The organism is Sphingomonas hengshuiensis, assembly GCF_000935025.1.
Classification (GTDB): Bacteria; Pseudomonadota; Alphaproteobacteria; order Sphingomonadales; family Sphingomonadaceae; genus Sphingomonas; species Sphingomonas hengshuiensis.
This window is the reverse complement of the sequence record NZ_CP010836.1, coordinates 3741311-3759286: the sequence shown is the minus strand read 5'-3', so window position 1 is coordinate 3759286 and position 17976 is coordinate 3741311. Positions and strand designations below refer to the sequence as shown.

The 17976-nt window shown below is 68.1% G+C and carries 20 protein-coding genes; 7 read left to right on the top strand and 13 right to left on the bottom strand.

The annotated features are described in order from the left end of the window. Positions 1–115 precede the first annotated feature (115 nt). From TS85_RS16890 to thrC, 3 genes are read right to left on the bottom strand one after another with little or no spacing between them, the layout of a single operon-like run. Positions 116–427 (bottom strand): hypothetical protein, encoded by a 312-nt coding sequence (locus TS85_RS16890; RefSeq protein ID WP_155006457.1) that lies wholly within the window; start codon positions 425–427, stop codon positions 116–118. Further along, the gene (locus TS85_RS16885; RefSeq protein ID WP_044333804.1) at positions 412–1284 is read right to left on the bottom strand and encodes a class I SAM-dependent methyltransferase; all 873 of its coding nucleotides are present in this window, start codon (positions 1282–1284) and stop codon (positions 412–414) included. Before TS85_RS16885 ends, TS85_RS16890 begins: the two co-directional genes overlap by 16 nt. Then, positions 1281–2672: a threonine synthase gene (gene thrC, locus TS85_RS16880; RefSeq protein WP_044333803.1), complete on the bottom strand. Its 1392-nt coding sequence runs from the start codon at positions 2670–2672 to the stop codon at positions 1281–1283. The genes TS85_RS16885 and thrC overlap by 4 nt, the downstream gene beginning before the upstream one ends. A gap of 118 nt (positions 2673–2790) precedes the next feature. On the opposite strand from thrC, the gene TS85_RS16875 reads away from it, so the two are divergent. Further along, positions 2791–3441 carry a glutathione S-transferase family protein gene (locus tag TS85_RS16875; RefSeq protein ID WP_044333801.1) on the top strand — a complete coding sequence of 217 codons (651 nt, stop codon included), beginning with the start codon at positions 2791–2793 and terminating at the stop codon, positions 3439–3441. On the opposite strand, the gene TS85_RS16870 is transcribed toward TS85_RS16875, so the two are convergent. From TS85_RS16870 to coxB, 9 genes are all read right to left on the bottom strand, one after another. Further along, positions 3438–4064, bottom strand: coding sequence for an SURF1 family protein (locus tag TS85_RS16870; RefSeq protein ID WP_044333800.1), 627 nt, complete (start codon positions 4062–4064; stop codon positions 3438–3440). The genes TS85_RS16875 and TS85_RS16870 overlap by 4 nt on opposite strands. A 7-nt stretch (positions 4065–4071) precedes the next feature. Beyond that, positions 4072–4446, bottom strand: coding sequence for a DUF983 domain-containing protein (locus tag TS85_RS16865; protein ID WP_044333799.1), 375 nt, complete (start codon positions 4444–4446; stop codon positions 4072–4074). A gap of 25 nt (positions 4447–4471) precedes the next feature. Next, on the bottom strand, positions 4472–5356 hold the full coding sequence (locus tag TS85_RS16860; RefSeq protein ID WP_044333798.1) for a cytochrome c oxidase subunit 3: 885 nt from the start codon (positions 5354–5356) through the stop codon (positions 4472–4474). 85 nt (positions 5357–5441) lie between these two features. Then, the gene (locus TS85_RS16855; RefSeq protein ID WP_044333796.1) at positions 5442–5975 is read right to left on the bottom strand and encodes a cytochrome c oxidase assembly protein; all 534 of its coding nucleotides are present in this window, start codon (positions 5973–5975) and stop codon (positions 5442–5444) included. Beyond that, positions 5972–6115, bottom strand: coding sequence for a hypothetical protein (locus TS85_RS25880; protein ID WP_173426241.1), 144 nt, complete (start codon positions 6113–6115; stop codon positions 5972–5974). Before TS85_RS25880 ends, TS85_RS16855 begins: the two co-directional genes overlap by 4 nt. After that, a complete protein-coding gene (locus TS85_RS16850; RefSeq protein WP_044333794.1) occupies positions 6112–7017 on the bottom strand; it encodes a heme o synthase in 906 nt (301 codons plus the stop codon). The genes TS85_RS25880 and TS85_RS16850 overlap by 4 nt, the downstream gene beginning before the upstream one ends. A gap of 61 nt (positions 7018–7078) precedes the next feature. Further along, a complete protein-coding gene (locus tag TS85_RS16845; protein WP_044336487.1) occupies positions 7079–7366 on the bottom strand; it encodes a hypothetical protein in 288 nt (95 codons plus the stop codon). Positions 7367–7798: 432 nt separating this feature from the next. Next, positions 7799–9472, bottom strand: a complete 1674-nt coding sequence (ctaD, locus tag TS85_RS16840) for a cytochrome c oxidase subunit I (RefSeq protein WP_044333793.1) — start codon at positions 9470–9472, stop codon at positions 7799–7801. Position 9473: 1 nt separating this feature from the next. Then, positions 9474–10538 (bottom strand): cytochrome c oxidase subunit II, encoded by a 1065-nt coding sequence (coxB, locus tag TS85_RS16835; RefSeq protein WP_044333792.1) that lies wholly within the window; start codon positions 10536–10538, stop codon positions 9474–9476. A gap of 169 nt (positions 10539–10707) precedes the next feature. Between coxB and pyrE the strand changes: the two genes are divergently transcribed. The 6 genes from pyrE to TS85_RS16805 all read left to right on the top strand — a co-directional run bounded on the left by pyrE (position 10708) and on the right by TS85_RS16805 (position 16731). Continuing rightward, a complete protein-coding gene (pyrE, locus tag TS85_RS16830; RefSeq protein ID WP_044333791.1) occupies positions 10708–11289 on the top strand; it encodes an orotate phosphoribosyltransferase in 582 nt (193 codons plus the stop codon). Continuing rightward, on the top strand, positions 11286–12014 hold the full coding sequence (locus TS85_RS16825; RefSeq protein ID WP_044333790.1) for a pyridoxine 5'-phosphate synthase: 729 nt from the start codon (positions 11286–11288) through the stop codon (positions 12012–12014). Before pyrE ends, TS85_RS16825 begins: the two co-directional genes overlap by 4 nt. Before the next feature lie 148 nt (positions 12015–12162). Continuing rightward, the gene (gene acpS, locus TS85_RS16820; RefSeq protein ID WP_044333789.1) at positions 12163–12576 is read left to right on the top strand and encodes a holo-ACP synthase; all 414 of its coding nucleotides are present in this window, start codon (positions 12163–12165) and stop codon (positions 12574–12576) included. Beyond that, positions 12576–13448, top strand: a complete 873-nt coding sequence (gene lepB / locus TS85_RS16815) for a signal peptidase I (RefSeq protein ID WP_044333788.1) — start codon at positions 12576–12578, stop codon at positions 13446–13448. Before acpS ends, lepB begins: the two co-directional genes overlap by 1 nt. Positions 13449–13507: 59 nt before the next feature. Beyond that, on the top strand, positions 13508–14611 hold the full coding sequence (locus TS85_RS16810; protein ID WP_077228865.1) for an AI-2E family transporter: 1104 nt from the start codon (positions 13508–13510) through the stop codon (positions 14609–14611). Between the two features lie 26 nt (positions 14612–14637). Next, entirely contained in the window at positions 14638–16731 is a 2094-nt protein-coding gene (locus tag TS85_RS16805) for a TonB-dependent receptor (protein ID WP_155006606.1), read from the top strand. Here TS85_RS16805 and TS85_RS16800 read toward each other — a convergent pair. Next, positions 16716–17813, bottom strand: a complete 1098-nt coding sequence (locus tag TS85_RS16800) for a glycosyltransferase (RefSeq protein ID WP_044336482.1) — start codon at positions 17811–17813, stop codon at positions 16716–16718. The genes TS85_RS16805 and TS85_RS16800 overlap by 16 nt on opposite strands. Positions 17814–17976: the final 163 nt, after the last annotated feature.

Sequence of the window (17976 nt, the reverse complement as noted above, 5' to 3'; positions counted from 1 at the left end):
CCTGCGACGTTACGTTGGGCGTGTAAATCCGTTGCGGCCCACTGCGCTTTCGCGTGCAAAAACCCTTTTCTGCGCCTCCGCGCCTCTGCGCGAACCCCTATCTTCTTTTGAGCCCTCAAGCCGCCGGCGGCAATTCATCCCCATAGACCACCAGCGCCGACCCGTCCTCGATCGCGGTCTGCGCCGCTGCGTCGAGCACCGGGTCGCCACTCGCCTCGTTCGCGGCGATCGGTTTCCCCTTTTCCAGCCGCACCAGCATCCACCCGGCGCCGATCGCCACCCCTGCCGCGCGGCGCTGTGCCGCTTCGAAATCCGCTGCGGTCACATAGACCAGCATCGCGTAGCGCGCGCCCGGACGGCGGCCCTCGGCGGTGTCGGCGATGCCCGTCGCCAGGAACGCGAACAGCCCGCTCAATCCCTGCTCCACCGTGCATAGATCGCGGTCGGCAGCATCAGCCCGCGCGCTTCCTCGCGCACGGTCAGCTCGCCGCATTCCACCGTCCCGCCCAGGTCGGCGAAATGCTGGCGCACCAGCTCGCCGATCGCCAGCGCCGACATCCGCACCGCATAGACCGTCAGGAACAGGAAGCGCGAATCGGCATCCAGCAGCGTCCGGCAATCGGCGATCAGCCCCGGCAGCCCTTCCTCCAGCTTCCACACTTCGCCGTTCGGCCCGCGCCCCCATTTGGGCGGATCGAGGATGATCCCGTCATAGCGCCGCCCGCGCCGCCCCTCGCGCGCAGTGAACTTCATCGCGTCGTCGATCATCCAGCGGATGGGCTTGTCCTCCATCCGCGACAGCGCGGCATTGGCCTTGCCCTCGGCGACCGATTTCTTCGACGCATCGACATGCGTCATCCGCGCGCCCGCCGCCGCCAGCGCCAGCGTGCCGACGCCGGTATAGCCGAACAGGTTCATGCACTCGGGCGCGTCCATCCCGGCGATCTGCCCGCGCATCCAGCGCCACACCGGCGCCATGTCGGGAAAGAAGCCCAGATGGCGGAACGGCGTGGTCTGCGCAGTGAAGCGCACTTCCTCCCATGCCAGCGGCCAGCCCTCGCGCGGGGTCGGCTTGTGGAACACCCATCGCCCGCCGCCCTCGTCATCGGGGGCGGGGACGAATTCGCCATGCGCGTCCCAGTCCGGCGAGGCGGGCGCCCACATCGCCTGTGGCTCGGGGCGGATGAACTGATATGCGCCATAGCGTTCGAGCTTGCGGCCATGCCCGCTATCGACCAGTCCGTAATCGCCCCAGGGCTCGCCGGTGAGGATGCCCAGCTTCATGGCCGCGGCTTGGCGCGCTCGGCGATATAGGCAACGATCGCCACGAACGAGGCGGGCAGCACGTCATACCGCTCCTGCCGCTCGTGCAGGTCGCCCAGCCGCGCCGGGATATGCGGGCGGTTGCCGGTCGCACGCTCGACTGCGTCGGCGAACTTGGCGGGGTGCGCGGTCGCCAGCGTCACGATCGGCACGTCGGCGGGCAGCCCGGCACGCCGCGCCGCCGCCAGCCCGATCGCGCTGTGCGGGTCGATCACTTCGCCCGTCTCGGCATAGGCCCAGCGCATCGCCTCGTTCATATCGTCGGGCTCGACTCGGTCGCTGACGAACAGCGCGGCGGCGCCCTGTTGCTGCGCGTTGGTGAGCCGCATCGCCTTGCTCGCCTCGAACCCGCGCATCTGCTCGGCGATCGGTCCACCCGCCAGATCGGCGAGCAGCCGCTCGAAATTCGAGCTGACCTGGATGTCCATCGACGGCGCGGCGGTCGGCGTGACGATCCCGGTCGAGTAATCGCCGCTCGACAGCGCGCGGTGGAGGATGTCGTTCACATTGGTCGCGACGATCAGCTTCGCGATCGGCAGCCCCATTTTCGCGGCGACATAGCCCGCGAACACATCGCCGAAATTGCCGGTGGGGACCGCAAACGCCACCGGCCGCTCGGGCCCGCCCAGCCGGACGGCGGCGTAGAAATAATAGACCACCTGCGCCATCAGCCGCGCCCAGTTGATCGAATTGACCGCGCTCAGCCGGAAGCGCCCCGAGAAGTCGGCGTCGTTGAACATCGCCTTCACCAGCGCCTGCGCATCGTCGAAGCTGCCCTCGATCGCGATATTATGGACGTTGGGCGCGAGCACCGTGGTCATCTGGCGGCGCTGGACCTCGGACACGCGGCCCTTGGGATGGAGCATGAAGATGTCGACCCCGTGCCGCCCCGCAACCGCGTCGATCGCCGCGCTGCCGGTATCGCCCGACGTCGCGCCGACGATCGTCAGCGGCGCATCGCTGCCCACCAGGAATTTCTCGAAAAGCAGCCCCAGAAGCTGCAGCGCCACGTCCTTGAACGCCAGCGTCGGCCCATGGAACAGCTCGAGCAGCCAGTTCTGCGCATCGAGCTGGACGAGCGGGGTGACGGCGGCATGCGCGAACCGGTCATAGGCCTGCGTGCACAGCGCCCGCAGCTCGGCCTCGGTCAGGTCGTCGCCGACGAAGGGGAGCATTACCTGCACCGCCGTCTCGGCATAGCTGAGGCCGCGCATCGCCGCGATCTGCTCGGTAGAGAAGGACGGCCAGCGCTCGGGGACATACAGCCCGCCATCGCTGGCGAGTCCGGCCAGGGTTACATCACGAAAGCCCAGAACGGGCGCGTCGCCGCGGGTGCTGTGGTAGCGCATCGGGGGGCGTTAGCGCTGGCGGAGCGGGGCAGCAAGACAGGTGATCTTTAGGCGGCGTGGCTGCGCGCTTGACGCCGCGGCCCGCTGGCGCATCCTGAGCGCAGAGGGAGGGGCCGCCATGGGACCTGTCATCACTGTCTTTGCGCGCTCGCCCGATCGGGGCAGGGGACTGGCGCGCGACATGGCGGTGCGCTGGGCGCTGGAGGAAGTCGGCCAGCCCTATGCCACGCGCGGGCTGTCGTTCGCGCAGCTCCGCGAACCGGCGCACCTTGCGCTGCACCCCTTCGGCCAGATCCCGACCTATGAGGGCGAGGACGCCGCGCTCTTCGAATCGGGCGCGATCGTGTTCCACATCGCGACGCGGCATGCCGGGCTGCTGCCCGTCGCGGACCCGGCGCGCGCGCGGGCCATCGCCTGGATGTTCGCGGCGCAGGCGACGGTGGAACCGCCGATCGTCGAACGCAGCATGGCATTGCTCACCGAACGCGACCGAAGCTGGCACGCCGAACGGCTGGTGCTGCTCGCCGATCGCGTGCGCAAGCGACTGGGCGAGCTCGCGCAGTGGCTGGGCGGGCGCGACTGGCTGGAGGGCGATTTCAGCGCGGGCGATCTGCTGATGGTGGCGGTGCTGCGCCGGCTGCACGGCTCGGGCTTGCTGGAGGCGGTGCCGCCGCTCGCCGGCTATGTCGCGCGGGGCGAGGCACGGCCCGCGTTCGTCCGCGCGTTCGAAGCCCAGCGCGCCGCGTTCGAAGCAGCCGAGCGGAGCTAGGCGGAGCCCCGCTTGGCCCGCAGGCGCAGCGCCAGCACATAGATGATCCCCGCCACCCCCGCGAACAGGAACCACTGCACCGCATAAGCCAGATGGTTGTTCGGCACGCTAGACAGATCGGGCTTTGCGCTGGGTTCCAGCCCCGGCGCGGCGGTGTCGGATACCAGCATCAGCGTCTTGGGCGCCGCCTTGCCGAACATCGCGGCGATCAGCGGGGTATGGTTGGGGGCATGGGTGATCGTGCCGGTCACCGCGCCGCCCGGCCACTGCGCCTCGAACTTGGGATCGGGGGTCACCCCCATGTCGACCAGCAGCGCCGGCTCGCCCGCCTGCGCCCCGCACTGCGCGATGTGGCGCCAGCCGTTGGTGCCCTTCGCCGAACGCCCCCCCTGCTTGATCCAGCCGCTCGGCTGCGGACACATCGCGCTCGCGCGGCGGAAAAGGTTGGCGTCGCCGATGGGTCCGTGCGGGAACGGCATCATCGGCTTGCCGAGATTGGCGGCGAACTGCGCCAGCGCCGCGTGCTTCTCCGCGCGGCGATCGAGCTGCCACACGCCCAGCGCGATCATCGCGGCGATGGCCAGCCCGACGATCGCGGTCGGGAGCAGCGGGAAACGCGGCATGACGGGGCTAATCCTTGATCCGGCCTTCGCCCGCGCGATTGCGGAATTCCAGCGCAAGCAACAGCCCCTTGGAGAAGCGCAGCATCACGATCGTCAGCGCCAGCGTGATCGGCACCCATAGCAGGACATGGACCAGCACCCCCGGCTCGAAGGTGAACTCGACCCACAGCGCCAGCACCGTGATCAGCGCACCGATCCCCAGCGTCAGGAACACCACCGGCCCGTCGCCGACATTGAACTCGGTAAAGTCGAGCCCACACTTCGGGCAGCGATCGGCAAAGGTGGCGTATCGCTTGAACAGCGTCTTGGCGCCGCAGCGCGGGCAGCAGCCATAGAGCCCGGAATAAGCAGGGGGAGGCAGCGTGGCGCTGCCTCCCCCCATTTCGTCGTTCGGTTGTCCGGTCACGTCAGCCCGCGTGGACGGGCGCGCCCCAGCCACCCCAGACATAGATCGACGCGAAGAGGAACAGCCACACCACGTCGACGAAATGCCAGTACCAGGCGGCGGCTTCGAAGCCGAAATGCTGGCGCGGGGTGAAGTGGCCGCGATACACGCGCACGAGGTTCACGATCAGGAAGATCGTGCCGACGATGACGTGGAAGCCGTGGAACCCGGTCGCCATGAAGAAGGCGCCGCCATAGCTGCTGCCGCCGTCGCTCGCCGCCTTGAACGGGAAGGGGGCCTCCATATACTCATAGGCCTGGAGGCTGCTGAACAACAGGCCCAGGATCACCGTGAGCCACAGCCCCTTCTTGACGCTGTCATTCTCGCCGACGCCGATCAGGCCCCACAGCCCTTTCATCGCGCCGCCGCGCTCGTTGTGGAGCAGCCCGTGATGCGCCCAGGTGACCGTGCAGCCCGAAAGCAGCAGGATCAGCGTGTTGAGCAGCGGGAACTGCCACGCGTTGAGGACTTCCATCCCCTTCGGAGGCCAGGTGCCGCCGACTGCCTCGACCGTCGAGGGGAACAGCGCGAAATCGAACCACGCCCAGAACCAGCCAACGAAGAACATGACTTCGGAAGCGATGAACAGGATCATGCCATAGCGAAGGTGGAGCTGCACGACGGGCGTGTGATCGCCGGCATGCGCCTCCTTGATGACGTCCGACCACCAGCCGAAAAAGGTGATCAGGATGCCCGCAACGCCCGCATAGAATACCAGGTTCGCGGCCGGCATATTGTGCATCCACATGATGCCGCCCGCGGCAAGCACCAGTGCCGCCATCGAGCCGAACAGCGGCCAGATGCTGGGCGGCAGGATGTGATATTGATGGTTCTTGGCTCCGGCCATCGGCTCGTCCCTGTTGCTGTTTGGCAATGCTTTAGGATGCGAATCCGCTTCCCGCAACGGTCGTAATGCGCCGTAGGGGCCGGGGTCAGCCCGTGGTCTTGGGCGTGTCGGACGGATAGAAGGTGTAGGAGAGCGTGATCTCCTGAATGTCGCGCGCGTCGGGATCGTCCAGGATCTTGGGATCGACATAGAAGATCACCGGCATCCGCACGGTCTCGCCCGGCGCCAGCGTCTGCTGGGTGAAGCAGAAGCATTGGATTTTGGTGAAGTATTTGCCCGCGGTCGTCGGCGTGACGTTGAACGTCGCGGTGCCGCTGACCGGCTTGTCGGCCAGGTTCGTCGCAGTGAAGAACGCCATGTCGCGCCCGCCAATGTCGATTGTGTCGCTGCGGCGCTCGGGGGCGAATTTCCAGTTGAGCTTGTTGCTGACATTGCTGTCGAACGCGACCGTGATCTTCTGCCCCGTCGTGCCCGGCGCGCGGGTGCCGCGCTGGGTGGTGCCGTTCAGCCCGGTGGCCTCGCAGAACATCCGGTACAGCGGCACGCTGGCAAAGCCGACTCCGGTCATCGTGCACACGCCGATCCCGGCGAGCAATGCGGTCCGCAGGTTGCGCGTCATCCCGGATGCCCCAGCTTGATCTTGACGATCGAGATCGCGAACACGAGCACCACGAACGCGCCGAGCAGCAGCGCCATGATCCGCGCGCGCGAATTTTGGCGGCCGCGAATCGCCTCGAGGTTCGAATCATTCTCGGTCATGCAAACCACCTGTCGGCGACGAGCGCCCCAAAGATCACGAAGAGATAGAGGATCGAATATTTGAACAGCCGCTTCTCGGGCAGCATCGCGTCGCCCGGCGCCGAATTGCGGAACGTCACCTGCGCGACGAGCAGCAGGAACGCCGCGTTGAGCGCCACCGACGCCCAGCCATAGAGCGGCCCCGCCAGCCCCAGCGGCCACGGTGCGATCGCCGCGGCGACCATCGGCAGCGTGTACAGCCCGATCTGGTTCCGCGTCACCCGCTCGCCCGACACCACCGGGAGCATCGGCACCCCGGCATTGGCGTAATCGATCTTCACGAACAGCGCGAGCGCCCAGAAATGCGGCGGCGTCCATAGGAAGATGAGCAGGAACAGCAGCACCGGCAACGTCGCGATGTCGCCCGTCGCCGCCGCCCAGCCGATCAGCGGCGGAAACGCCCCGGCGGCGCCGCCGATGACGATGTTCTGCGGCGTCCGGCGCTTGAGCCAGATCGTGTAGACGAACACATAGAAGAGGATCGACACCGCGAGGATCAGCGTCGCCGTCAGGTTGATCGCGAAATACATCAGCGCAAGGCTGAACCCCGCCAGCCCCACGCCGAAATGGAGCGCCGACTGGCGGTCCATCCGCCCGGCGGGCAGCGGCCGCCGCTCGGTCCGCCGCATCTTGGCGTCCAGATCGGCCTCATACCATTGGTTGAGCGCTCCTGCCGCGCCCGCGCCCAGCGCGATGCACAGGATCGCGGTGAACCCCAGTACCGGATGGATCGGCACCGGCGCCGCCAGCATCCCGCATAGCCCCGTAAAGACCACCAGCGTCATCACCCGCGGCTTGGTCAGCGCCAGGAAGTCGCGCCAGTCGGCGGGCAGGGCGGGCGAAAGGGTGGCTGCGGTGGACATGGCTGTTGGCGCTATAGGCGCGCGTGGCGCGCGGGGAAAGGCCCGCCTTTCCCCGGCTTGCTCACCCCAGCCGCTTGCGATTCGCCTTCACCTTGCGGCGATAGTGGCGAAGCACCTTGTTGGTGCCCGCGAGCGGCGAGTCGCCCAATCGCCCCGTGACCAGCGCCGATTGGAGCTCGAGCGCCGACAGCATCTTTTCGGAGACCATCAGATAGGCCTCGCTGCCGACGCCGGGGCCGCCCGCCGCCATCTTGGCGACTCGCAGCCCGATCACCGCCGATGCCTCCACGCCGAGCGCCCAGGCATCCCAGCCCGCGCGCGCCCAGCCTGCATATGGCCAATTATTCATTATCGCCCCCGAAATCCGATACGCCGATTCGCTTGCCTCAACGAGCCGGCGCGACATTCGGGAGCATCGCACGCGCGCGATCGAAAACAAATCGAAGTTGCGGTCGGTGGCGGTGGGACGCCGTGGTTGTACGATTCTCCACCCGTCGGGATCGAGGGCGAACCTCTCTCTTCTTTTGCCCTCCCCCCAGGCCAATCGCATATGGCAAAAACCGAGTCATCCTGACGAAAGTCAGGATCCATTCGGTGCTCGGTATGGGCTTTTGGTTCGAGCGGAGTGGCTGAATGGATCCCAGCCTTCGCTGGGATGACGGCGTTTATGTTCACCCGATGCCAAATGCGATTGCCCTGCCCCCCGCGTCCAAACCCCCCAAAAGCAAAAGCCCCGGAGGTTTCCCTCCGGGGCTTTGCGTCTCCTGGCCGGTCGGCCGTCTTAGTGGTGCGAACCGCCGTCGATCACCGGCAGCGTCTCGAACTGGTGGAACGGCGGCGGGCTGGACAGCGTCCATTCCAGCGTCGTGGCACCCTCGCCCCACGGATTGCCCTCGGCCTTGCGGCCCGCGATCAGCGACAGGATGACGTTGACGAAGAACACCGCCATGCCCACCGCCATGATCATGTAGCCATAGGTGGCGACCTGGTTCCAGCCGGCATAGGCATCGGGATAGTCGGGGTAGCGGCGCGGCATGCCCTGGAGCCCCAGGAAGTGCATCGGGAAGAACATCACGTTCACGCCGATGAAGAACACCCAGAAATGCACCTGGCCCAGGAACTCGTTGTACATCTTCCCCGTCATCTTGGGGAACCAGTAGTAGAAGCCGGCGAACAGCGAGAACACCGCGCCGAGCGACAGCACATAGTGGAAGTGCGCGACGACGTAGTAGGTGTCCTGCATATAGTCGTCGACGCCGCCGTTGGCGAGCACGACGCCGGTCACGCCGCCGACGGTGAACATGAAGATGAAGCCGATCGCCCAGACCATCGGGGTCTTGAAGCTGATCGATCCGCCCCACATCGTCGCGATCCACGAGAAGATCTTGACCCCCGTCGGCACCGCGATGATCATCGTGGCGGCGGTGAAGTACATCTTGACCTGCACCGACAGCCCGGTGGTGAACATGTGGTGCGCCCACACGACGAACCCGACCAGGCCGATCGCGACCATGGCATAGGCCATGCCGAGATAGCCGAACACCGGCTTGCGGCTGAACGTCGCGATGATGTGGCTGACAATGCCGAAGCCCGGCAGGATCATGATGTACACTTCGGGATGGCCGAAGAACCAGAACAGATGCTGGTACAGCACCGGATCGCCGCCATAGGCCGGATCGTAGAACGCCGTGCCGAAATTACGGTCGGTCAGCAGCATCGTGATCGCGGCGGCCAGCACCGGCAGCGCGAGCAGCAGCAGGAAGGCGGTGATCAGCACCGACCAAACGAACAGCGGCATCTTGTGCAGCGTCATGCCCGGCGCGCGCATGTTGAAGATCGTCGTGATGAAGTTGATCGCGCCCAGGATCGAGCTGGCGCCCGCAAGGTGGAGCGACAGGATCGCCATGTCCACCGAAGGCCCGGGCTCGCCATAGGTCGAGAGCGGGGCATAGACCGTCCAGCCCGTACCCGCGCCGACGCCGACGAAGGGCGAGGCGAGGAGCAACGTGAAGGCGGGGATCAGCAGCCAGAACGAGATGTTGTTCATCCGCGGGAACGCCATGTCCGGCGCGCCGATCATGATGGGCACGAACCAGTTGCCGAAGCCGCCGATCATCGCCGGCATGACCATGAAGAAGACCATGATCAGCCCGTGCGCGGTGATCAGCACGTTCCAGAAGTGCAGCGCCTCGTCAAAGGTCGCCGACCCGTGGAGCATCGTCAGCCAGGTTGGGAGATACTGGATGCCCGGATGCATCAGTTCGGCGCGCATGAGGCCCGAAATGCCCCCGCCGATGATCCCCGCGACGATCGCGAAGATCAGGTACAGCGTGCCGATGTCCTTGTGGTTGGTCGACATGAACCAGCGGGCGAAAAAGCCCGGCTTGTGATCGGCGTCATGATGGTCATGCGCATGGTCGGCATGCGCGGCATAGGGAAGCGCGGTGTCGGTCATCTCAGTTGCCCGTGCTGTTGTCGGCCGCGACATTCTCGGTCGCTGCATCGTTGGTGGCTGCCGGTTCGGCGGTGGCGTTGGTCTCGGCAGTCGCGTTGGCCTCGGCTGCTGCCGGCGCCGCTTCGGCGCCCGGCATCGTGCCGCCCTTCGATGCGACCCACTGCGCAAAGGCGGCGGGGCTCACGGCCTCCACGGCGATCGGCATATAGGCGTGGCGCGCGCCGCACAGTTCGGAGCATTGGCCGAAATACAGGCCGGGCTTCTCGATGATGAAGCTGGTCTCGTTGACCTTGCCGGGTACCGCGTCGAGCTTGATCCAGAAGGCGGGCATCGCCCAGCTGTGGATCACGTCCTGCGCGGTGGTCTGGAGCCGGATCGGCACGCCGTACGGCAGCACGACGCGGGTGTCGGTCGCCAGCAGGCGGGGACCGTCGGCATCGGTGCGATAGCGCTGGCCCGCGCCGACTTCGGTCTGCTCCTTGAGCATGTTCGCGGTCAGCGTGACGCCATTGTCGGGATATTCATACGACCAGAACCACTGGTTGCCGATCGCCTTCAGCGTCACGGCCTCCTTCGGCGCGGGCTTGAACTGCGCGGCGAGCAGCCGGATCGAGGGGACGGCGATCGCGATCAGGATCAGCACCGGCGCCAGCGTCCACACGATTTCGATCATCGTGTTGTGGCTGGTCTTGCTCGGCACCGGGTTGGCGGCGCGGCGATAGCGGATCATGACGTAGATCAGCAGCGCGAGCACGAAAAGCGAGATGATCGTGATCAGCGGGAGCAGGATCATGTTGTGGAACCAGTGCGCCTCGCGCCCGGTCGGCGTCACCTGATCCTGGAGCGAGATCGCGTCGGCCACCGGCTGTCCCATGCCGGGGATCGCGCGCGTCAGCGGCTTGCCCGCCTCGTCCAGCGTCGGGTCCGCCACCGCCGGCGCGGCGGGCGCAGGCGTGGCAGCGGCGGCTGCGGGAGCCTCCGGCGCGGTGGAATTCTGGGCATGACCGGGCGCGGCGAACGCCAGCCCCGCCGCCAGGACAATCGAAGTCAACCCAAGCATGCGCATCGTGTGTATTCACCCTGTTCGCGAGAGCGCCGTAGGCGAGGCAAGAATACCCCAATGGCAAGGGCGTATACCCGGCCCAAGCCCGTTCTCAACACCTTTTTGAGTGCGGTTGCGGTCGATCAATGCCAGTCCTAAGGGGTTCGGCGGGTTGAAACCAGGGAGCGCAGCGTTGACCGGAGACGAGATTCTTGAGGAGTTCCGGGCGGCTGGCGCCTTGCTCGAGGGACATTTCATCCTTTCGTCGGGATTACGCTCCCCCGTATTTCTACAGAAAATGCGAATCTTCGAGGATCCGGTGCGCACCGGGCGCGTCTGTGGCGCACTCGGCGCGCTGATTCGCGAGTCGTTCGGGCCGGCCGACATCGTCGTCTCGCCGGCGATCGGCGGGATCATCCCCGGCTATGAAACCGCGCGGGCGCTGGGGTGCCTCGCGATGTTCGTCGAGCGCGAGGACGGCGAATTCCAGCTTCGTCGCAGCTTCGAAATCCCCGCGGGCGCGCGCGTGGTCATGGTGGAGGACATCGTCACCACCGGGCTGTCGTCGCGCGAATGCATCGCGGCGATCCGGCGCTATCCGGGCGAACTGGTCGGCGCGGCGTGCATCGTCGATCGTTCGGGCGGCAAGGCGGATATCGGTGTGCCGCTGGTCAGCCTGCTCAAGCTCGACGTTCCCGCCTATCCGGCGGACCAACTTCCCCCCGAACTGGCCGCGATCCCCGCGATCAAGCCCGGCAGCCGGGCGCTGGCATGAGTCGGAAACTCCGCCTCGGCGTAAACATCGATCACGTCGCCACCGTCCGCAACGCGCGCGGCAGCGGCTATCCCGATCCGGTGCGCGCGGCGCTGCTCGCGGCACAGGCGGGCGCCGACGGCATCACCGCGCATCTGCGCGAGGATCGCCGCCACATCACCGATGACGATATCGCGCGGCTGGCCGCCGAGCTGACGATCCCACTCAACCTCGAAATGGCGGCGACCGACGAGATGCTGGCGATCGCGCTCAGGCATCGCCCGCACGCGGTGTGCATCGTCCCCGAAAAGCGCGAGGAGCGCACGACCGAAGGCGGGCTCGACGCCGCGGGACAGCATAATCACCTCGCCCCGATGGTCTCGGCGCTGCGCGATGCCGGGTGCCGCGTGTCGCTGTTCATCGAGCCCGACGAGCGCCAGCTCGATGCCGCGCTGCGGCTGGGGGCGCCGGTGGTGGAACTGCATACGGGCCGCTATTGCGAGCTTGCCGAGGATGCGCGCGAAGCCGAGCTGCGCCGCATCGCCGACGCCGCCGCGCTGGCGGTGAAGGCGGGGCTGGAGCCGCATGCGGGGCACGGGCTGACCTTCGACAATGTCGTGCCGATCGCCGCGATCCCGCAGGTCGCCGAGCTGAACATCGGCCATTTCCTGATCGGCGAGGCGATCTTCGAGGGGCTGGCACCGGTGGTCGAGCGGATGCGCGCGCTGATGGATTCGGCGCGGTGAGCTACCCACACAATCCTCCCCGGAACGGGGAGGGGGACCGCGCCGAAGGCGTGGTGGAGGGGGCGTGCCGCGCGCGACGCCCCTGTGGCGCCCCCCCTCCACCATGCTGCGCATGGTCCCCCTCCCCGTTCCGGGGAGGAATGCCGTCGTGATCCTCGGCACCGGCTCCGACCTCTGCAATATCGAGCGCATCCAGGCGTCGCTCGACCGGTTCGGCACGCGCTTCGAGCAGCGCGCCTTCACCGAGGTTGAGATCGCCAAGGCGGCGCGGCGCCCGCACACCAAGGCGGGGACGCTGGCAAAGCGTTTTGCGGCGAAAGAGGCTTTTTCCAAGGCAGTCGGAACCGGGTTCAAGGCAGGCGTGTTCATGAAGGATATCGGTGTCGTCAACGCACCGTCCGGCGCGCCGACCTTGGCACTGACGGGCGGCGCCAAGGCCAGGCTTGACGCCATCACCCCCGAAGGCCACCGCGCAAAGGTGCATCTGACGTTGACCGACGACCATCCCTGGGCCTTTGCCATGGTCATTATCGAGGCAGTGCCGATCGGGAAGGACGATTGATGGCCGCGGCGGCGGATGAATTGGCGTTGACCCATGACGACACCGATGCGGAGTCCGAAACGCACCGCGGCACCGACTGGTGGGCCGAGGCGCGCGGGATCGTGTGGCTCGTGCTCGCGGTGCTCGGCTTCCACAGCCTGATCGCCAAGCCTTTCTACATCCCTTCCGAATCGATGCTGCCGGGGCTGCTCGTCGGCGATCGGCTGGTCGTGACCAAATATCCCTATGGCTACAGCTTCGTCACCCCGACCTTCCATCTGCTGCCCTTCATGAAGGGGCGGCTGTTCGGGCGGCTGCCCGAACGCGGCGACGTCGTCATCGTCACGCCGCCGGGCAAGACCATCGACTATATCAAGCGCGTGATCGCTCTTCCGGGGGATCGCGTCGCGGTGCGCGGCGGGGTGGTGTATCTGAACGGCGTCGCGGTGCCGCGCCGCGCAATGGGCACGCGCGACATTCCGGTCGACGCCAACAGCCAGTGCGATCGCGAACATTATGAGGGGCGCCGGGTGCAGGTGCGCGGGCGGCTGGTGTGCCGGCTGCCGATCTTCCGCGAGACGCTGCCCAATGGGCGCTCCTACGACACCGTCGACCTGGGCCAGACCCGCGGCGACGACTTTGCCGAGATCCGCGTGCCGCGCGACCGCGTCTTCCTGATGGGCGACAATCGCGACAACAGCGCCGACAGCCGATTCTCGGTCGCGGAAAACGGGCTCGGCGGGCCGGTGCCGTGGGAAAATATCGGCGGCCGCGCCGAATTCATCACGTTTTCGCTCGACGGCAGCGCGAGCTGGAACCCGCTGACCTGGCCCGCGTCTTTCCGATCGGGCCGCGCCGGCACCACGCTTCATCCGCAAAGGGACATGCAGTGACCGCCAACACGCCCGAGGCCGAAGGCATCCAGGTCGTCCACGAACCCGGCCCCAACGAGATGCGCGACCCGGTGGTGCGCGCCGAGCTGCGCCGTGCGTCGGTGTGGTTCGGGCTGGCGATCGGCGTGGCGCTGGTCGTGCTGCTGATCCAGCCGCTGCTGATCATCTTTGCCGGGCTGGTCTTCGCATCGATGCTGGACGGGGGCGTGCGGCTGCTGGGCAAGGCGCTGCCGATCCCGCGGGGCCTGCGGCTGGTGATCGTCGTCCTCCTCGTGCTCGCCTTCATCGTCGGCGTCTTCTACCTGACCGGGGTCCAGATCAGCCAGCAGGCCAACGAACTCCGCGCCACGCTGGAGGGGCAGGGCGATCGCGTCGTGAACTGGATATCCAGCCTGGGCATCATGCCCGGTCGTTCGGACTTGAGCGGGATATTGCAGCAGGCGCTGGGCTCGGTCGGGCGGCTGACCTCGGCGGTGGGCTCGGTGATCGGCGCGGGGGCCAGCCTGGTGATGGTGATGGCGATCGGGCTGTTCGTCGCGATCGAGCCGCGGCTGTACGAGCGCGGGCTGCAATGGATGGTCCCGATCGAAGGGCGCGACCAGTTCGCGCTGACTCTCGGCCGGATGGCGCGGACGCTGCGCGTGCTCCTCGCGGGGCGCCTGCTCGGCATGGTGTTCGAAGGGGCGCTGACCTTCGTGTTGCTGTGGTTCGCCGGGGTGCCGATGGCGCTGCTGCTCGGCATCCTCACCGGCATGCTGGCGTTCATCCCCAATGTCGGCGCGTTCGTCAGCGGCGTGCTGATGGTCTCGGTGGGGTTCAGCGCGGGCACCGACCAGGGCTTCTGGGCGATCATGATCTATTTCGGGGTGCAGACCTTCGACGGCTATGTCCTGCTGCCGCTGGTCGCCAAGCGCACCGTCGACATGCCCCCGGCGCTGACGCTGTCGGCACAGATCCTCGCGAGCACCTTGTTCGGCGTCATGGGGCTGGCGCTCGCCGATCCGATGGTCGCGATGCTCAAGGTCGCGCTGGAGAGCGAGGCCGAGCGCGCCGCGAATGCGGGCAAGGACGGGAACGCGCCGCGCCGGTTCGGCTGGCGCCTCCGCCAGAATGCGACGCTCGAGACCGCGTCGGCATCGATGGATTCACAACGCGGCGGATGACCGCGACCGACCAACAGGGGAAGATGATGCCGCAAGACTGGAATGAAGGCGCAGCGCTGCGCCGCGCGGCGCTGTGTACGGCGCTGCTCGCCGCCGGCCCGGCCTTTGCCCAGGCGCAGACGCAGGGCGAGGATGCCGAGATCGTCGTCACCGGTCGCGGGCTCGACGCACCGCCGGGCGAGGCCGCCTATGACGTCGTCACGATCGACCGTGCCCGGCTGTCGTCTACGGCCAGCGGGCGGCTGGAGGATGCGCTGCGCGATGCCGCGGGAATCGCCCAGTTCCGCCGCTCCGATTCGCGCTCGGCGCACCCGACCAGCCAGGGCGTGACGCTGCGCGGGCTCGGCGGCAATGCTTCGAGCCGCGCGCTGCTGACGCTGGACGGGGTGCCGCAATCGGACCCGTTTGGCGGCTGGGTCGCCTTCCCCGCCTATCTCCCCGATCGCCTCGCGCGCATCCGCGTCACGCGCGGCGGGGGCAGCGGCTATGCCGGGCCCGGCGCGCTGGCCGGCACGATCGACCTGGAAAGCGGCGGGCCCGACGATCTGGGCGCGCTCCAGCTTCGCGGCGCCTATGGCAGCCGCGAGAGCGTCGATGCCAGCGCGGTCGGATCGGCGACGCTGGGCAGCGGCTTCGTCACGGTCGCGGGGCAATATGCGCGCGGCGACGGCTTCATCCCGACCGTGGCCGAGGATCGCGGGCGCGTCGATCGCGCCGCGCCCTATGAACAGGCCAGCATCGCGCTGCGCGGCGTGGTCGACCTGGGGCAGGGGGCTGAGCTTCAGGCCAATGTCTCGGGCTTCACCGACCGCCGCGACCGCGGCGTCGCCTATACCCCCGTCGCCAGCGACGGCGCCGACGCCAGCGTGCGTATCGTCAAGCGCGGCGGCTGGGGCTGGTCGGCGCTCGCCTATCTCCAGACCCGCCAGTTTGCGAGCGGCTTTGCCAGCATCAGCGATACGCGCGACACGGTGACGGCGTCGCTCGACCAATATAGCGTCCCCTCGACCGGGATCGGCGGGCGAGTCGAGCTGGCCCCGCCGATCGGCGGCGGCGTGACGCTGCGGCTGGGCAGCGATGTCCGCCGAGTCGAGGGCCGCACCCAGGAACTCTACACCTTCGTCAGCGGCGCCCCGACGCGCCGCCGCGAGGCAGGCGGGGCGAGCACCACCGTCGGCGGGTTCGCCGATGCCAGCCTGGAGGCAGGCGCGCTGACGCTCAATGCGGGCGGGCGCGTCGATCATTGGAGCATCACCGGCGGCAGTCTGGTCGAACGCGCGCTGACCGGCGGCGCGGCGCTGACCAACGCCCGCTTTGCGAATCGCGACGGGTGGGAGGCTAGCGGGCGCGTGGGCGCGGCACTCGATCTGGGCGGCGTCACGCTGCGCAGCGCGGCCTATCGCGGCTGGCGGCTGCCGACGCTCAACGAACTCTATCGCCCGTTCCGCGTCGGTGCGGACGCGACCGGCGCCAACGCCGCGCTCGATCCCGAGCGGCTGACCGGGGCCGAGATCGGCATCGACTGGCGCCCGCTGGAGGCGCTGACGCTGCGCGCGACGGGCTATTGGAACCGGCTCGACGATGCGATCGCCAATGTCACTATCGCGCGCGGGCCGGGCACGTTCGCGGGCGTCGGCTTCGTCTCGGCGGCGGGGGTGTATCGCCAGCGCCAGAATCTCGATTCGGTCGAGGCGCGCGGCGTCGAGTTCGATGCGCGCTATGCCACCGGCCCGGTCAGCCTGAGCGCCTCCTATGCCTATGCCGATTCGCGCGTCCACGCCTCGGGCACTGCCGCACCGCTCGACGGGTTGCGCCCCGCCCAGACCGCCGCGCACCAGGCATCGGCGACGCTGGGCTGGCAACGCGCCGGGGCGGGGGCTTCGCTCACCGCGCGCTATGCGGGGCCGCAGTTCGAGGACGACCAGAACGCCCGCCGCCTCGCCGATGCATTCACCCTCGACGCCACCGCCGCGCTCCCGATCACCGCGGCGCTGGCGATCGAGGCGCGTGCCGAGAACCTCGCCGATGCGCGCGTCGAGGCGGGGATCAGCGGCCCCGGCGTCGTCGAGCGCGCGCTGCCAAGGACGCTGTGGCTGGGGTTCCGCTATCGGCTGCGCTGAGCGGCGAGCCGGTCGAACAGCGCGAGATAGGCGCCGATGGGGTCGCCGCCCGGCGCCACCGGCGCGGGGCGCACTGCGTCGGGCGCCAGCCAGCGGTCGAGCGCCGCGACCAGCGCCGCCGAGTCGTCGCGCGGCACCACGGTGCCCAGCGCGTCGCCGGTCACGATCTCGCGCACTGCGACGCTCGATTCGGTCGACACCACCGGCGTGCCTACCGACAGCGCCTCGCGCAGCACGCCGGGCACACCTTCATAATCCGAAGTCAGCACCGCCACCGCCGCCCCGGCCAGCGCGGGCAGCGGATCGGCGGCGTGCCCGGCCAGCGTCACGCGCGCCCCCAGCCCCAGCGCGGCGACCTGCGCCTCCAGCGCTGCACGGGCGCTGCCTTCACCGAGGATCAGCAGAGTCACGTCCCGGTCGGCGAGCATCGGCAGCGCGGCGATCAGCCGGTCCCAGCGCTTCTGCGGCTCCAGCCTCCCAACTCCGATCAGATAGCGCCCCTCGGGCAGCGCGACCGGGGCCGCACCCTCCCGCGGCAGCGCCGGCGGGTTGGCGATCACGCTCACTCGCGCGGGCGGCAGGTGCATCTCGGCGATCGCCTCCGCCGCCATCGCCGGCGTCATCGCGACGACATGGTCGAGAAACCACGGGTGGAGCCGCAGCCAGCGCCGATAGCGCCACTGCGCCCCGGCGCTCAGCTCGGCCCGGACCAGCGCATTGGACACCTTGCCGATGATCGGCGGGCAGCCGCGCCCCAGCCGCAGCCGAGCCAATGCGGCGATCCCCGAATAATGATTGCCGGGGCAGAAAATCACGTCGGGCGCGGTGCGCCGCGCCGTCGCGGCGAGCGCGCCCAGCGCCGCATAGCGCGCATCGCCCAGTTCGATCACCGTCATCCCCACCGGGATTTCGTCGGCGAGCGGCCCCTCGCGGCTTCCGAGCACCATCGTTACCTGTCGCCCGGCGTCGATCCAGCCCTGCGCCATCCGCAGCATCGCACGCTCCACCCCGCCGCCGCGCATCGTTTGCGCGCAGGTCAGGATGTGCCGGGCCGTCCCGGGATTGGTGCGTTGCCGTATCATCTTGCGGAGCGCCTTGCTAAAGCCCAAATCGCCCCCGGAATAAACCGCATTCCGCTGCCACTTCCGCCAGCGTCGCGTATCGGGCCTATAGAGGCTTAGGGTGGAAGTGCGGAAACAATGCGAAATTTGTTTCGCGCATTTGCGGCGGAAGGCGAATTGGTGA

What these genes read in the sequence shown, in the direction of transcription:
- TS85_RS16885 (WP_044333804.1), bottom strand. Translation starts at nt 1,284, where the DNA reads ATGAAGCTGGGCATCCTCACCGGCGAGCCCTGGGGCGATTACGGACTG.
- thrC (WP_044333803.1), bottom strand. Translation starts at nt 2,672, where the DNA reads ATGCGCTACCACAGCACCCGCGGCGACGCGCCCGTTCTGGGCTTTCGT.
- TS85_RS16875 (WP_044333801.1), top strand. Translation starts at nt 2,791, where the DNA reads ATGGGACCTGTCATCACTGTCTTTGCGCGCTCGCCCGATCGGGGCAGG.
- TS85_RS16870 (WP_044333800.1), bottom strand. Translation starts at nt 4,064, where the DNA reads ATGCCGCGTTTCCCGCTGCTCCCGACCGCGATCGTCGGGCTGGCCATC.
- TS85_RS16865 (WP_044333799.1), bottom strand. Translation starts at nt 4,446, where the DNA reads ATGGGGGGAGGCAGCGCCACGCTGCCTCCCCCTGCTTATTCCGGGCTC.
- TS85_RS16860 (WP_044333798.1), bottom strand. Translation starts at nt 5,356, where the DNA reads ATGGCCGGAGCCAAGAACCATCAATATCACATCCTGCCGCCCAGCATC.
- TS85_RS16855 (WP_044333796.1), bottom strand. Translation starts at nt 5,975, where the DNA reads ATGACGCGCAACCTGCGGACCGCATTGCTCGCCGGGATCGGCGTGTGC.
- TS85_RS25880 (WP_173426241.1), bottom strand. Translation starts at nt 6,115, where the DNA reads ATGACCGAGAATGATTCGAACCTCGAGGCGATTCGCGGCCGCCAAAAT.
- TS85_RS16850 (WP_044333794.1), bottom strand. Translation starts at nt 7,017, where the DNA reads ATGTCCACCGCAGCCACCCTTTCGCCCGCCCTGCCCGCCGACTGGCGC.
- TS85_RS16845 (WP_044336487.1), bottom strand. Translation starts at nt 7,366, where the DNA reads ATGAATAATTGGCCATATGCAGGCTGGGCGCGCGCGGGCTGGGATGCC.
- ctaD (WP_044333793.1), bottom strand. Translation starts at nt 9,472, where the DNA reads ATGACCGACACCGCGCTTCCCTATGCCGCGCATGCCGACCATGCGCAT.
- coxB (WP_044333792.1), bottom strand. Translation starts at nt 10,538, where the DNA reads ATGCGCATGCTTGGGTTGACTTCGATTGTCCTGGCGGCGGGGCTGGCG.
- TS85_RS16825 (WP_044333790.1), top strand. Translation starts at nt 11,286, where the DNA reads ATGAGTCGGAAACTCCGCCTCGGCGTAAACATCGATCACGTCGCCACC.
- lepB (WP_044333788.1), top strand. Translation starts at nt 12,576, where the DNA reads ATGGCCGCGGCGGCGGATGAATTGGCGTTGACCCATGACGACACCGAT.
- TS85_RS16810 (WP_077228865.1), top strand. Translation starts at nt 13,508, where the DNA reads ATGCGCGACCCGGTGGTGCGCGCCGAGCTGCGCCGTGCGTCGGTGTGG.
- TS85_RS16805 (WP_155006606.1), top strand. Translation starts at nt 14,638, where the DNA reads ATGCCGCAAGACTGGAATGAAGGCGCAGCGCTGCGCCGCGCGGCGCTG.
- TS85_RS16800 (WP_044336482.1), bottom strand. Translation starts at nt 17,813, where the DNA reads ATGATACGGCAACGCACCAATCCCGGGACGGCCCGGCACATCCTGACC.